Below are 13,140 nucleotides of genomic sequence, written 5' to 3'. Positions count from 1 at the left end.
GGGTTATTCCTTCACGAGCGGGCTGGCGTCCACTTCAACGGTTTCACCGGGACGCGCGTGTTGCAGGCCTTCGACGACGATACGGTCGCCCGGCTTGAGGCCGCTGCTGACGATCCAGCGATCACCGATCACCGAGCCCAGTTCCACCGGCTGCTGACTGACTTTCTGCTCGCCGTCCAGCAGCAGCACCATCGGGATACCGGCACTGTCGCGAGTAATGGCGCGTTGCGGCACGCTGATGCCCTGGCGGTCGAAGGCCTGTTCCAGGCGCACCCGCACAAAGCTGCCGGGCAACAGGTCGAGGTCCGGGTTGGGGAACTCGCTGCGCAGGATGATCTGCCCGGTACCCGGATCGACGCTGATATCGGCGAACAGCAATTTACCCGGCAGCGGGTACAGGCTGCCATCGTCCAGGATCAAAGTGGCCCTGGCCTGGTCCTGACCGACCTGCTTGAGGCTGCCGGCACGGAAGGCACGGCGCAGGTCGTTGAGCTCGCGGGTGGACTGGGTGAGGTCGGCGTGAATCGGTTCCAGTTGCTGGATGGTCGCCAGCGGCGTGGCTTCGTTCTGGCCGACCAGCGCGCCTTCAGTGACCAGCGCACGGCCGATGCGCCCGGAAATCGGCGCGGTGACGGTGGCGTAGCTCAGGTTCAAACGGGCGCGGTCGACGGCGGCTTTCTGCGCGGCGACCTCGGCAGTGGTCTGGCGTACGGCGGCGCGGGCGTTGTCGTAGTCCTGGCCGCTGATCGCATTGCCTTCCACCAATTGGCTGTAGCGCTGGGCTTGCAGACGCGCCTGGAAGGCGTTGGCTTCGGCCTTGCTCAGGTTGGCCTGGGCGCTGTCGAGGTCGGCCTTGAACGGCGCGGGGTCGATGCGAAACAGCACGTCGCCCTGTTTCACGTCATGGCCTTCCTTGAACACACGCTGCAGCACCACACCGGCCACTCGAGCACGCACTTCGGCAATGCGCGGCGCGGCGATGCGCCCGCTCAACTCGTTGGTGATGGACAGCGGTTTGGCCTGCAGGGTTTCTATGCGCACTTTGGCCAGAGGCATTTGCGGCGCCTTGGCCGTGGACTTGTCACACGCGCTCAGCGCCAATGTGAGTGCCAACAGGCAGAATGGCGCAAACAGATTCTTCGACATGCTCTTATCCCAATATTGACTGGCGCATCCTAAGGTCACCGGCGCCGTGGTGCTGTAAAGCTGTGTAGGTCGTGTGTGAAGAAATGTAAGGTGCAGCCCACTGTGGGCCGAGGGCGTATATCCTTGCACAATCCTGCAAAGCCGTACTATTTGGAAACATCTTGATGCCGAACATCCTGCTGGTGGAAGACGACGCCGCGCTCTCCGAGCTGATTGCCAGCTATCTGGAACGCAACGGCTATCAAGTCAGTGTGCTCTGCCGGGGCGATCAGGTGCGTGAACGCGCGCGCCTGAACCCGCCGGACCTGGTGATTCTCGACCTCATGCTGCCCGGCCTCGACGGCCTGCAAGTGTGCCGCCTGCTGCGCGCCGACTCCGCCGGCCTGCCGATCCTGATGCTCACCGCCCGCGACGATAGCCACGACCAGGTGCTGGGTCTGGAGATGGGCGCCGACGACTACGTGACCAAACCCTGCGAACCGCGCGTGCTGCTGGCGCGGGTGCGCACCCTGTTGCGGCGCAGCAGTTTATCCGAACCCCAGGCGGCCAACGACCAGATCATCATGGGCAACCTGTGCATCGACTTGTCGGAACGCACCGTTTGCTGGCGCCAACAGCCTGTGGAGCTGTCCAGCGGCGAATACAACCTGTTGGTGGTGCTGGCGCGCCATGCCGGCGAAGTGCTCAGCCGCGACCAGATCCTGCAGCGCCTGCGCGGCATCGAATTCAACGGCACCGACCGCTCGGTGGACGTGGCCATCTCCAAGCTGCGCCGCAAGTTCGACGACCATGCCGGCGAAGCTCGCAAGATCAAGACCGTGTGGGGCAAGGGCTATCTGTTCAGTCGCTCCGAGTGGGAATGCTGATCTATGTTTCGTGTCCTGCTGCGCCTCTACCTCATCACGATCGTCACCTACAGTGCGGCGATCTATCTGGTTCCCAAGCTGACGGTGCTGTTGTTCGAGCATCGCTACCTGGACTACAACATCGAGCAGTCGCGCGGCCAGCAAAAGCTGATCGTCAAGCAGTACCAGCGTGCACCCGTGGAGCGCTGGTCGCAGGTGACCGAACAACTGGATCGCGACTTTGCTCCGCAGAAAGTGCATCTGCTGCTGCGCAAGGACGCCAGCTTCACTCCGGCCGAAGAGCGGCTGCTGGAGCAGGGCAAACCGGTGGCCCGCCTGGGCGAATGGGGTTGGCTGGAGGAAATCAGTTCACCGATCAACGACCAGTTCGTGGTCAAGGTCACCATCCCCGACGACCCGCTGGACATCAACCTGCTGTACTGGTCGATAAACGTGCTGGTGGGCGGCGCGCTGCTGGCCTGCCTGCTGGTGTGGCTGCGACCGCACTGGCGTGATCTGGAACGTCTGAAAAACACCGCTGCGCAGCTGGGCATGGGCAACCTGTCTGAACGCACGCACATCCCGCCCAGCTCCAACATCGGCAGCCTGGCCGCAGTGTTCGACACCATGGCCAGCGACATCGAACGCCTGCTCAACCAGCAGCGGGACCTGCTCAATGCCGTCTCCCACGAGTTACGCACGCCCTTGACCCGGCTGGATTTCGGCCTGGCCCTGGCATTGTCCGAAGACATGCCCCAGGCCGGGCGGGAGCGCCTGCAGGGGCTGGTCGCGCATATTCGTGAGCTGGATGAGCTGGTGCTGGAATTGCTGTCCTACAGCCGCCTGCAAAGTCCGGCGCAATTGCCCGAGCGCGTGGACGTGGTGCTCGACGAATTCATCGACAGCGTGCTGGGCAGCATCGACGATGAGCTGGCAAACCCCGGCATCGTGATCGACGTGTCGCTCGACTGCGCGGTGGAGCGCTTCAGCCTCGACCCGCGCCTCACTGCGCGGGCCCTGCAGAACCTGTTGCGCAACGCTACGCGTTACTGCGATGGGCGCATCCAGGTGGGCGTCAGGGTGGACGCCCAAGGCTGCGAAATCAGCGTGGACGACGACGGCATTGGCATTCCCTTCGACCAGCGTGAACGCATCTTCGAACCCTTCTACCGCCTGGACCGCAGCCGCGACCGTGCCACCGGCGGCTTTGGCCTGGGACTGGCGATCAGCCGTCGCGCCCTGGAAGCCCAGGGCGGCAGTCTGATCGCCGAGGCATCGCCGTTGGGTGGCGCGCGTTTTCGCGTGTGGTTGCCCACCGTCAGCTGATCACAGCACCTTGACCGCGCGGCCGATTGCCTGAATCGGCCCGGTCGGTTTGCCGGTGGGTGAGCCACGCGGGTCCTCCAGAGTCAGTTCGAACAACTGGTTTTGCGTCAGCGGCGGCAATTGGTCCAGCGGCACCGACAGCGTTTGCCCGGGCTTGACCAGCCCCAGGGATACCGGACCCTGCCAGCCATCGCCCTTGGTCCAGAACTGCAACGCCTTGTCGGCGGGCACTTGCATTACACCCAATGGAATCAGCTGGATCTGCTGGTTATTGCTCGCCTGGATCACCCAGCCCGGCGCCTGACTTTGCGGGGCCACCAGCACCACCACAAAACTCGGCTCGGCGAGGGGCGGGCGAATCAGCAACACCGTTGCCAGCACCACGCTTGCCGCCAGCCCTGCGGCGGCCAGACCACGCCATACGGCCAGCAGGTTCCACCACGGCACGCGTGTTGCGGGCTCTGCAAGCGTGTGTTGAATGCGTCGCCACAGGTGCTGCGATGGCGTCACCGGTTCAGCCAGCGCCGTCAGCGGTAGCAGGCGTTGCTCCCAGGCATCCACCGCTGCGCGCAAGTCGGCGTCATGCTTGAGGCGCTGTTCGACCTCGGCGCGCTGCTCCAGCGGCAGAGTGCCCACTACGTATTCGCTGGCCAGTTCTTCAATGTTCATGTCATGCACTCCCGCAAGGCGGCGAGGCTGCGTTTGATCCACGCTTTGACGGTGCCCAGCGGCGTGCCGAGTACCTGCGCGATTTCGCTGTGGGAATAACCGTCGACATAGGCATGCAGGATGCAGCGGCGACGGGCCGGGTCGAGCCGTTCCAGGCAGGTGTGGATCTGCCCGGAGCGTGCGGGGAATTCAAAGGTGTCATCGGGTTCTGCCAGTGGCTCGTGTGCTTCGCTCAGCGGCACATCGCGAGCGGTCCTGCGCACCGCGTTCAGCGCCTGATGGCGGGTTACGCTGTACACCCAGCCCCTTGCGGAGCCGCGGCCCGGGTCAAAACCTGCGGCGCCGCGCCAGATCCGGATAAACGCGTCATGCACGGTATCTTCGGCCAGCGCCTTGTCGCGCACGATGCGCAACGCCACGCCGAGCAAGCGGCTGCTTTCCTGCTCATACAAGTGGCGCAGGGCCTGTTGATCGCCACGGGCACAGGCTCGCAGACAGGCTTCGTAATCAAACAAATGATGTCCCCAGCACAAACCTTCTGCAGGCGTGACGAACCTCACTCCTGCAGAAGGAAACGGTGATATTCCTCCGGCAGCGTAGCTGAATTTACTCAGCTGGCTGACCAGAAAAGATAGTCCGCCTGGTATTTCACCACTTCCTGCTGACCTTTATTGGCAGCGGTGCACGCGCTGCTCGGCGCAACGCCACCCTTGAGCGCGACCCGCTGGATATAACTGACGCCGCTCATGGTGCCCTTGCCCTCGGCCGGGTTGGCCTTGACCAGTTGATACGGCAGGTTGCCGGGGCTCGACGGCGCCACGGCAACCTGCGTGCCGGTGATTTTCGAACCGTCCTTGGCCTGCCAGGTCGCTGGCGGGCCGAAATAGGCGCCGACCGGCTTGCCGCTGCGGTCATTCAGCACGGCCTTGGGGCCGACGAAGGTCCATTCGGTCTGGCCGGCAGCGTTGGCCTTGTCACGGCATTCGTAGGTGATTTCGCCGACGCCGGTGGTCTCCATCGACACTTTGTGGCCAGCCGGCACCTTGATGCTGTCGGGCAGGTTGGCCTGGGCGAATGCGCCAGGGCTGGCGGCCAGCAAACCGGTCAGGCAGAGCAGGGCTTTTGCGTTCATGGTGTTTCTCCATTGAGTAGAACAGCAGGGATGCTGCAGGTACTACCCAGGCGCGTGGCGATTGGATGCAGGCGTTAGAAAATAAAATCAAGCAAGTGCACACTGTGGCCCCGCTTTACCCGAAGAGAGATTGGCCATGACTGATGTTCACCCGTGCGCTCAACAAGGTTTCTCGACTCAGGCCGCGACATACGTAAAAGGCCGACCGAACTATCCCAGGCCGCTCACCGCCTGGCTCGCCGATACCTTGCGCATCGATGCGCAGTCGACGGTGATTGATCTGGGCGCCGGCACGGGCAAGTTCACGCGTTTGGTCAGCACCCTGGCGCCTGCGTTGATCGCGGTGGAGCCGGTGGCGCAGATGGGCGCGCAGTTAGCCAGGCTGCTGCCCGATGTTCGGTTGGTCCACGGCACCGCCGAGAGCATGCCCCTGGCCACGGCGAGTGCCAATGCGGTGGTCTGCGCCCAGGCCTTTCACTGGTTTTCCACCCAGGCTGCGCTGGCGGAGATTCATCGTGTGCTCAAACCTGACGGATACCTGGGACTGGTGTGGAATGTGCGCGATGAATCGGTGGATTGGGTGGCCGCGATCACCGAAATCATCACGCCTTACGAGGGCGATACGCCGCGCTTTCACACCGGGCGTTGGCGCGAAGCTTTCACCGGTGAGTATTTTTCCGCACCTGATAGAACATGTTTCCCCTATCGCCATGTCGGCAGCCCGCAGGAGGTGATCATCGATCGCTTCCTGTCCGTAAGTTTTATCGCCGCGTTGCCTGCGCCGGAAAAGACAGGATCTGCGCGCAACTGCACACACTGATCGACACCCATCCCGCATTGAAAGGTCGCGATACGGTTGCCTTTCCTTACCAAACCGAGGCATACGCATGCCGCAGGCTGGCGCAAAAGGCATAAAGTCAGATCACATTGATATAAGTGGTTATAAGAAAAATCGCTATCCTGCCGCCAGAAATTCATAAGGCCGCAGGTAGCGTTGATGGATGTGGGAAATATTGGTTTTGTGGTTGCCGGCCTGATCGTGGGTTTCATCGTAGGCATGACCGGCGTGGGCGGCGGCTCGCTGATGACGCCGATCCTGTTGTGGTTCGGCATCAACCCAGCCACTGCCGTGGGTACTGACCTGTTGTATGCGGCCATCACCAAGTCCGGTGGCGTGCTGGTGCACAGCAGGAACAAAAACATCGACTGGACCATCACCGGCTGGCTCACCCTGGGCAGCGTGCCGGCGGTGTTGCTGACCCTGTGGTTCCTTGCCAGCCTGCACACCGACCCCACTGCCATGAACGCGGTGATCAAGCAGGCCCTGGGCGTTGTGCTGCTGCTCACCGCCCTGGCGATTCTGTTCAAGAAACGCTTGTTGGCCTTCGCCCAGCGCCATGCCGGCGATGACTACCACATGAGCCCGCGCAACCTGAATGGGCTGACCGTGGCCACCGGGGCGATTCTCGGCACCATGGTTGCGCTCACTTCCATCGGCGCCGGCGCCCTCGGCACGGTGGCGCTGTTTATTCTGTATCCGTTCCTCGCCACGCGCCGTCTGGTGGGCACCGAGATCGCCCATGCCGTGCCGCTGACGCTGGTCGCAGGGCTTGGCCATGCGAGCATGGGCAACATGGACTGGCACCTGCTGGGCTTTTTGCTGATGGGTTCGCTGCCAGGCATTTATCTGGGCAGCCACATGACCGGCAGAATCCCGGACGGCGTATTGCGCCCGTGCCTGGCGATCATGTTGATGGCCGTCGGGTACAAACTGGCGTTCTAACCTGTACACCCTTCAAGTGTGGGAGTGAGTAAGCTCAGGCAGCCACACCCCTAGGGTGAGGGGGCCTCTTGTGTGGAACGGGCTTGTTGTGGCGAGCGGGCTTGCCCCGCGTTGGGGTGCGAAGCGCCCCCCCATCAGCAAAACGTCGGTGTACCTGATACGGCTCAGCGCCTGGTATTGGGGCTGCTGCGCAGCCCAACGCAGGACAAGCCTGCTCGCCACAGGGAATCTGCGCTTAACTGAACGGCATTGGAAAAGCCCGCTCGCCACAGAGGTCCAGCATTCGATCCAGTTGGGCTTCAGGCTTGTTTCGGGCCATTGCCGATTTGCCACACGAACGGCGGTTCGCTGCCGTTGATCACCCAATCGCCAACGATCCGCGCCTTGTAGATCACCGGGTTATGTGACGACACCGTGCGCGCGTTGCGCCAGTGGCGGTCCAGCGCCTTGCCCTGACGCACGTCCGAGGCCCCCAGTGCGTTGAACAGTTGGCTGGTGGCGCGCTGAATCAGCTCCGAGACCACCACCTGCGCGGTCGCCGACTCGATCTCGGCGGCCACATTGGCTTCACGCTCCACGGCATCGTCCCCGGCAAACCGCGCCAGATAGGCGCGTTGCGCCGGCAGCGCCGCTTTCAGCGCGCTGGCCTCGGCGGCATACACCGCCGCGGCGACTTCACCCACCACCTGCTGCACCTGCGCATCCTGGCTGACATGGGCGGCATTGCCATGGCTGTAGATGCGCTTGCGGTTGTGCACGTGCCGGGCCACATCATTGAGCGCCGCTCGGCCGATGCCGGCCAGGGTTGCCAACAGCACTAACTGGTAGAACGCAGTCTGGTATTTGAAGCGAGTGGCAAAGTCGATCACGTCCTGCGCTTGCACCACCGCATCGGTAAACCGCGTGGTGCCGCTGCCGGTGGTGCGTTGGCCGAAACCGTCCCAGTCATCGCTTTGCACCACGCCGGGCTGGCGGGTGCGGGTGGCGGCGATCACGTCGCCGCCGGTGTCGCTGCGCCGGGCATACACATCGATCCAGTCAGAGAAAATACTGCCGGTGCTGTAGAACTTCTCACCGTTGAGTTTCCACTGCTCGCCGTCCGGGCTGACTTGGGTGACCACGTCGCCAATCGCCACGTTGCCGATTTCGGTCCAGGCGCAGCCGACGATATCGCCGTCGACAAACCGCTTGAACCACAGGTCGCGCCCGGCGCTCGGTGGGGCGTTGAGGCGGTCTTCGGCAAAGGCGAAATGCCCGCGCAGGGCCTGGGGCACGTTGGAGTCGGCTTCGGCCAGTTCGATCAGCAGTTCAAACAACTGGGGCAGGGACGCGCCGCCGCCGCCGTATTCCACCGGGACGCGCACCGCGCCAAAGCCGGCCTCCTTGAGCCATTGGATCGGCTCATGGGGCAGGGTGCGGCTGAGTTCGCGCTGCACTGCGCCATCGGCAATGCGCTGGAAGATCGGCCGAAAACGCGCGGCCAGGCTGGGGTAATCGACGCCGATGGACAGCGGGTTGACGACGTGATGTTCGGTCATGGGCAAGGCTCCTGGGCAGTGGTCAATGCAGGAGGGATTGCACACTCCGTGCCGGGTGCATGGCCCAATGTTTACGGGGGATTTGCCTGGCTAACTGTTGCGCCAGCAACAGCAATCCGACAAACCGGCGCAATCCCTGACATTTGCCCGCCCGCCCGCCATGGCCTGATTCTTGGCCGCAACCCTGATGGCGTGGGCGTTTGCCCCTGGCTGGCACGCTTGCTGCTCAAGCCTGGATACATCCCTGTGTGCGAGGAACCTCAAGATGAGTCAGCAAGCCGTGAAATTTGCCTATTGGGTGCCCAACGTCAGCGGTGGGCTGGTGGTGAGCAAGATCGAACAGCGCACCCACTGGGGCATCGACTACAACCGCAAACTGGCGCAATTGGCCGAAGCTGCCGGTTTCGAATATGGCCTGACCCAGATCCGCTTCACGGCGGGTTATGGCGCCGACAACCAGCACGAGTCGGTTGCGTTCAGCCACGCCCTGCTGGCCGCCACCACCACTCTCAAGGTGATTGCCGCGATCCTGCCGGGCCCCTGGCAGCCGGCATTGGCGGCCAAGCAATTGGCGACCATCGACCAACTCACCAATGGCCGCATCGCGGTGAATATCGTCAGCGGCTGGTTCAAGGGCGAATTCCAGGCCATCGGCGAACACTGGCTGGAGCACGATGAGCGCTATCGCCGCTCCGAAGAGTTCATTCGCGCGCTCAAAGGCATCTGGTCCCAGGACAATTTCACCTTCAGAGGTGATTTCTACCGCTTCGACAATTACACCCTCAAGCCCAAGCCACTGGGCCAGCCGGAAGTCTTCCAGGGCGGCAGCTCGAGGGCCGCGCGGGACATGGCGGCGCGAGTCTCGGACTGGTACTTCACCAACGGCAACACCCCGGAAGGCATCAAGGCCCAGGTCGATGACATTCGCGCGAAGGCGGCGGCGAATAACCATTCGGTCAAGGTCGGCGTCAACGCATTTGTGATCGCCCGCGACACCGAAGAAGAAGCCCGCGCCGTGCTCGCCGAGATTATCAACAAGGCGGACCCGGAAGCGGTCAATGCGTTTGGCGATGCGGCCAGGCAGGCGGGCAAGGCGTCACCGGAAGGCGAGGGCAACTGGGCCAAGTCCAGCTTTGAAGACCTGGTGCAGTACAACGATGGCTTCAAGACCAACCTGATCGGCACCCCGCAGCAGATCGCCGAGCGCATCGTTGCGCTCAAGGCAGTGGGGGTGGATCTGGTGCTGGCGGGGTTCCTGCACTTTCAGGAAGAAGTGGAATACTTCGGCAAGCGGGTGTTGCCGCTGGTGCGCGAGCTGGAAGCCAAGCATGGGATCAGGCAAGTGGCCTGAGCCAAGGCCAGGCTCAGGCGCCTGGCTGCAGGGTCAACACCTCATACCCGTCCGCCGTCACCGCCACGGTGTGTTCCCACTGCGCCGACAGGCTGTTGTCCTTGGTGACCACCGTCCAGCCATCCTTGAGGCTGCGTGTCTTGGCGCCGCCCTGGTTGAGCATCGGCTCGATGGTAAACACCATGCCTTCGCGCAGCTCCAGACCGGTGCCGGGGCGGCCGAAGTGCAGGATCTGCGGTTCCTCATGCATCTGCTTGCCGATGCCATGACCACAGTATTCACGCACCACGCTGTAGCCGTTGGCCTGGGCGTGGCCCTGGATCGCGTGGCCAATATCACCCAGGCGTGCGCCGGGCTTGACCTGGCGGATGCCGGCCCACATCGCTTCGAAGGTCATCTCCACCAGGCGCCTGGCCTTGGGGGCGACGGTACCGATCATGTACATCTTGCTGGAATCGGCGATGTAGCCGCCTTTTTCCAGGGTGATGTCGATATTGATGATGTCGCCGTCCTTGAGGATCTCCTTGGCGCTGGGCATGCCATGGCACACCACCTCGTTGATCGAGGTGTTGATCGAGAACGGGTAGTCGTATTGCCCCAGGCTGGCGGGGCGGGCTTTGAGGTCGTTACGGATGAAGGCTTCGACGGCGGCGTCCAGTTCCAGGGTGGAGCGACCGGCGGCGACAAACCCGTCGAGCATGCTGAACACCTGGGCCAGCAGGCGCCCGGCTTCGCGCATCACGGCCAGTTGGGCGGTGGTCTTGATCATCAGTTGCGCCCCCGGATCAGGTCGGGCTTGTCCAGCAACAATCTGTTGATCAGCTCGTTGTAGGGCAGGCTGGGGTTGAGTTCGGCGAGCAGGCCGATCTTGATCCAGAACTCGGCCTGAGCGTTGATGGAACGGTCCATCGTCGCGCTGGCCAGGCGCAGTTGTTCGTGCAGTTGGTCGGTGATCTTGACGATGCCCATGGGGTTCACTGTTTAAGTTGGATATACAAAGCGTATACGTTTCGTATATCCGGCGTAAACCCCAGAGGCTAAATGGCGCGTGGTCATTGACTTGCACGGCAACGCCTGGTTAATTTCGTGACATTACATTTCAAGCCTTCCGCAGCCAGCCAAGCATTATTACCGCCATTCCTCATTTGGCGTGATAGCACGCGGCTGCACCCAAACCCGCCTTAGAGGCGGGTTTTGTTTTTCCGTCTCCAGGGCCATCCAAAAAAAGCCAGGAGACACCGATGAGCGCAGCAACCCTGATGGCGGTGAATTCCGGGGCGAATATCAACGTTGATAGTTTGCGACATGTTGCTGAAAGAGTCACCGCGTACGCACACGGACTGCAGGGTTAAACGTTTAATCGTGGCTGTTCGCCGATGATATAAGCGCTTTGGGCAAGACCCCGTTTAAGTTATATAAACTTGTACCGTTCTTATGAGGAATTGTTACTACACACGCGCATTTTGTTGAGTAGGCTGAGGGTATAAAGGCGTCTTCCAAGGCTGGTAAGCGCCTGTATGACACATAACAAAACACTCTGTTGGCAGTCTCAAAAAAGGAGAGGTTAGCCATGATTTCGGAACTAGAGCTACGCAGCATTATTGAAGGAAGTTTCCTGCCCAAACGGTGCGAATGCATTAAAGCCGAAGACGCTTCGCTGACGATCAAGGTCTATGACGACCGCGACCGTGACCGGGTGGATCTGGAAGTCAAAGGCATCAACGCAGACAAACTCGACAGCAGTCGGGCGATTTGCAACCTCATCACCGGGTTGCGTGAAGACCTCAAACACACCCATGCACCCGCCCTCAAGAGAGCGGGAGGTCGAGCCTATTACTAGGCAGACGCCTGAGAATGAACCACTGAAGACCTGTGGGCCTGGATAAATGCCAGGCCCAGTACGGTTTCCGTTGCCACGGCCAGGAAAATCCCCGGCCCGGCATTGCCACTGAACCACTCACATACGCCCAGCACCGCCAGCACCAGGCAACCGATGGCAAAGCCACTGGTCATGGCGCGACGTGTGTCTGAGGGTGGCGCATGGCGGGCGCGGTAAAACATGATGCCAATGCCCAGGAACAGCGCGGCGCTGCGGCGGGCGACCAGGCCGGTGGCGTCGGACGACGTCACGCCCCACATGCCGAGCAGCAGATCGGGGCGCAGCCCCCAGACGAGTGCGAGGACGAAGCACAGCAGGGCGGTTGCGGTGGCGAGGGTACGAAAACTCAGCGGCATGGCGATTCCTTTCAGCCTGGGAACAAGCCCGCGAGAATACGCTTATCTATGCGGGCTTGCTGTGTGACAGTGCAAGGCTCAATTCTGGACGCTGCACGCGTCGGACAGCTTGCGATAGCCCACATCCTCGATTTTCCCGGCCTTGTCCACGAACTTAATCATGAAACCGGGCGTTCAGCCCAACTGCTGACGATACGGCAAGTCCGGGCCGGTCTTGGTGCAGGTCAGGGCGGCTGCGCGAATCGCGAAGCCGAGCATGGCGTCGATCTGCGCCCGGGTGAGCTGTTGCAGGCCGTCGACCGAATCCAATTGCTGCTCGGTCAGCCATGCAATCAACGCCGCCTGGAAGGTATCGCCGGCGCCCACGGTGTCGGCCATCACCACCTTGACCGCCGGTTGCGACCACGTGCCATGCTGGCGGCTGAACACCGTGGCACCGTCACCGCCACGGGTGAGAAACACCAACTGGCACCGGTGCTGCAACCAGCCTTGCAGCACGCTTTCGGGGGATTCGTCGGGGTAGAGCAGGTGCAGGTCTTCGTCGCTGACCTTGATCAGGTCGGCATGTTTGGTCAGCTCCGCGACGCGGTCGCGCCATAACTGGATATCCGGTTGCGGGTTGAGGCGCACGTTTGGATCCAGGCTGATCAGGCGCCGACCGCTTTCGCGCTGGACCAGGGCCAGCAGGGTGTCGCCAATCGGCTGCACCACCAGCGAGAACGAGCCGATATGCAGCCCACGCACGTCATCACTCAGCACCGGCAAGTGCGCGACTTGCAGTTGCCGGTCGGCGCAGCCTTCGCCTCGAAAACTGTACTGCGGTGAGCCATTGGCGCCCACGGCGACCATCGCCAGGGTCGTCGGCGCGGCGAACTCCACCAGAAATTGCTGACTCACGCCTTCGTCCTGGAGCACCTGCACCAAGCGACGACCGAGGAAGTCAGTGGACACGCCGCCGAACAGCCCCGCCTCGATGCCCAGGCGGCGCAAGCCGACGGCGACGTTGAACGGCGAACCGCCGGCAATCGACTTGTAGTTGACCTTCGACGCCAGCCCGCTGGCATCCTCTTCGCTGAAGAAATCAAACAGCGCTTCACCACACACCAGATACATAG

At 62.3% G+C, this 13,140-nt stretch carries 14 protein-coding genes and 2 pseudogenes; 6 read left to right on the top strand and 10 right to left on the bottom strand.

The window, feature by feature from the left end; all coding sequences use genetic code 11:
• Nucleotides 1-3: 3 nt before the first annotated feature.
• A complete protein-coding gene (locus H045_RS10025; RefSeq protein WP_015372277.1) occupies nucleotides 4-1,146 on the bottom strand; it encodes an efflux RND transporter periplasmic adaptor subunit in 1,143 nt (380 codons plus the stop codon).
• Nucleotides 1,147-1,310: 164 nt separating this feature from the next.
• On the opposite strand from H045_RS10025, the gene H045_RS10020 reads away from it, so the two are divergent.
• Both H045_RS10020 and H045_RS10015 read left to right on the top strand, forming a co-directional pair.
• Nucleotides 1,311-2,012, top strand: a complete 702-nt coding sequence (locus H045_RS10020; protein WP_003233001.1) for a response regulator transcription factor — start codon at nucleotides 1,311-1,313, stop codon at nucleotides 2,010-2,012.
• Nucleotides 2,013-2,015: 3 nt separating this feature from the next.
• Nucleotides 2,016-3,317 carry an ATP-binding protein gene (locus H045_RS10015; RefSeq protein ID WP_003233002.1) on the top strand — a complete coding sequence of 434 codons (1,302 nt, stop codon included), beginning with the start codon at nucleotides 2,016-2,018 and terminating at the stop codon, nucleotides 3,315-3,317.
• Here H045_RS10015 and H045_RS10010 read toward each other — a convergent pair whose 3' ends face one another.
• The 3 genes from H045_RS10010 to H045_RS10000 all read right to left on the bottom strand — a co-directional run bounded on the left by H045_RS10010 (nucleotide 3,318) and on the right by H045_RS10000 (nucleotide 5,118).
• The gene (locus H045_RS10010; protein ID WP_003233003.1) at nucleotides 3,318-3,986 is read right to left on the bottom strand and encodes an anti-sigma factor; all 669 of its coding nucleotides are present in this window, start codon (nucleotides 3,984-3,986) and stop codon (nucleotides 3,318-3,320) included.
• The gene (locus tag H045_RS10005; protein ID WP_003233004.1) at nucleotides 3,983-4,501 is read right to left on the bottom strand and encodes a sigma-70 family RNA polymerase sigma factor; all 519 of its coding nucleotides are present in this window, start codon (nucleotides 4,499-4,501) and stop codon (nucleotides 3,983-3,985) included. The genes H045_RS10010 and H045_RS10005 overlap by 4 nt, the downstream gene beginning before the upstream one ends.
• Before the next feature lie 95 nt (nucleotides 4,502-4,596).
• The gene (locus H045_RS10000; protein ID WP_015372276.1) at nucleotides 4,597-5,118 is read right to left on the bottom strand and encodes a DUF3455 domain-containing protein; all 522 of its coding nucleotides are present in this window, start codon (nucleotides 5,116-5,118) and stop codon (nucleotides 4,597-4,599) included.
• Between the two features lie 136 nt (nucleotides 5,119-5,254).
• On the opposite strand from H045_RS10000, the pseudogene H045_RS09995 reads away from it, so the two are divergent.
• Nucleotides 5,255-6,033, top strand: a pseudogene (locus H045_RS09995) (class I SAM-dependent methyltransferase).
• An 82-nt stretch (nucleotides 6,034-6,115) separates the two neighbouring features.
• Nucleotides 6,116-6,901 carry a sulfite exporter TauE/SafE family protein gene (locus H045_RS09990; protein ID WP_003233009.1) on the top strand — a complete coding sequence of 262 codons (786 nt, stop codon included), beginning with the start codon at nucleotides 6,116-6,118 and terminating at the stop codon, nucleotides 6,899-6,901.
• A 299-nt stretch (nucleotides 6,902-7,200) separates the two neighbouring features.
• Here the strand turns inward: H045_RS09990 and H045_RS09985 are convergent, their stop codons facing one another.
• On the bottom strand, nucleotides 7,201-8,439 hold the full coding sequence (locus H045_RS09985; RefSeq protein WP_015372274.1) for an acyl-CoA dehydrogenase family protein: 1,239 nt from the start codon (nucleotides 8,437-8,439) through the stop codon (nucleotides 7,201-7,203).
• 265 nt (nucleotides 8,440-8,704) lie between these two features.
• Between H045_RS09985 and sfnG the strand changes: the two genes are divergently transcribed.
• Entirely contained in the window at nucleotides 8,705-9,790 is a 1,086-nt protein-coding gene (gene sfnG / locus H045_RS09980; RefSeq protein WP_003233013.1) for a dimethylsulfone monooxygenase SfnG, read from the top strand.
• A gap of 13 nt (nucleotides 9,791-9,803) precedes the next feature.
• Here the strand turns inward: sfnG and map are convergent, their stop codons facing one another.
• Both map and H045_RS09970 read right to left on the bottom strand, forming a co-directional pair.
• Entirely contained in the window at nucleotides 9,804-10,559 is a 756-nt protein-coding gene (gene map / locus H045_RS09975; protein WP_015372273.1) for a type I methionyl aminopeptidase, read from the bottom strand.
• Nucleotides 10,559-10,759: a ParD-like family protein gene (locus H045_RS09970; RefSeq protein ID WP_003233017.1), complete on the bottom strand. Its 201-nt coding sequence runs from the start codon at nucleotides 10,757-10,759 to the stop codon at nucleotides 10,559-10,561. The genes map and H045_RS09970 overlap by 1 nt, the downstream gene beginning before the upstream one ends.
• 601 nt (nucleotides 10,760-11,360) lie before the next feature.
• Between H045_RS09970 and H045_RS09965 the strand changes: the two genes are divergently transcribed.
• The gene (locus H045_RS09965; RefSeq protein ID WP_015372272.1) at nucleotides 11,361-11,630 is read left to right on the top strand and encodes a DUF1652 domain-containing protein; all 270 of its coding nucleotides are present in this window, start codon (nucleotides 11,361-11,363) and stop codon (nucleotides 11,628-11,630) included.
• Here the strand turns inward: H045_RS09965 and H045_RS09960 are convergent.
• The 3 genes and pseudogenes from H045_RS09960 to H045_RS09955 form a co-directional block, all read right to left on the bottom strand.
• Nucleotides 11,627-12,025: a hypothetical protein gene (locus H045_RS09960; protein ID WP_003233022.1), complete on the bottom strand. Its 399-nt coding sequence runs from the start codon at nucleotides 12,023-12,025 to the stop codon at nucleotides 11,627-11,629. The two genes, H045_RS09965 and H045_RS09960, sit on opposite strands and share 4 nt — an antisense overlap.
• 78 nt (nucleotides 12,026-12,103) lie before the next feature.
• A pseudogene (locus tag H045_RS25815) lies at nucleotides 12,104-12,184 on the bottom strand (DUF2790 domain-containing protein); the annotation flags it as partial.
• A 15-nt stretch (nucleotides 12,185-12,199) separates the two neighbouring features.
• Nucleotides 12,200-13,138 carry a carbohydrate kinase family protein gene (locus tag H045_RS09955; protein ID WP_015372270.1) on the bottom strand — a complete coding sequence of 313 codons (939 nt, stop codon included), beginning with the start codon at nucleotides 13,136-13,138 and terminating at the stop codon, nucleotides 12,200-12,202.
• Nucleotides 13,139-13,140 lie beyond the last annotated feature (2 nt).

The sequence above is a fragment of the Pseudomonas poae RE*1-1-14 genome (genome assembly GCF_000336465.1).
Lineage (GTDB): Bacteria > Pseudomonadota > Gammaproteobacteria > Pseudomonadales > Pseudomonadaceae > Aquipseudomonas > Aquipseudomonas poae.
Note: the sequence above shows the minus strand (reverse complement) of the source record. Positions and strands in the feature narration are given on the sequence as shown.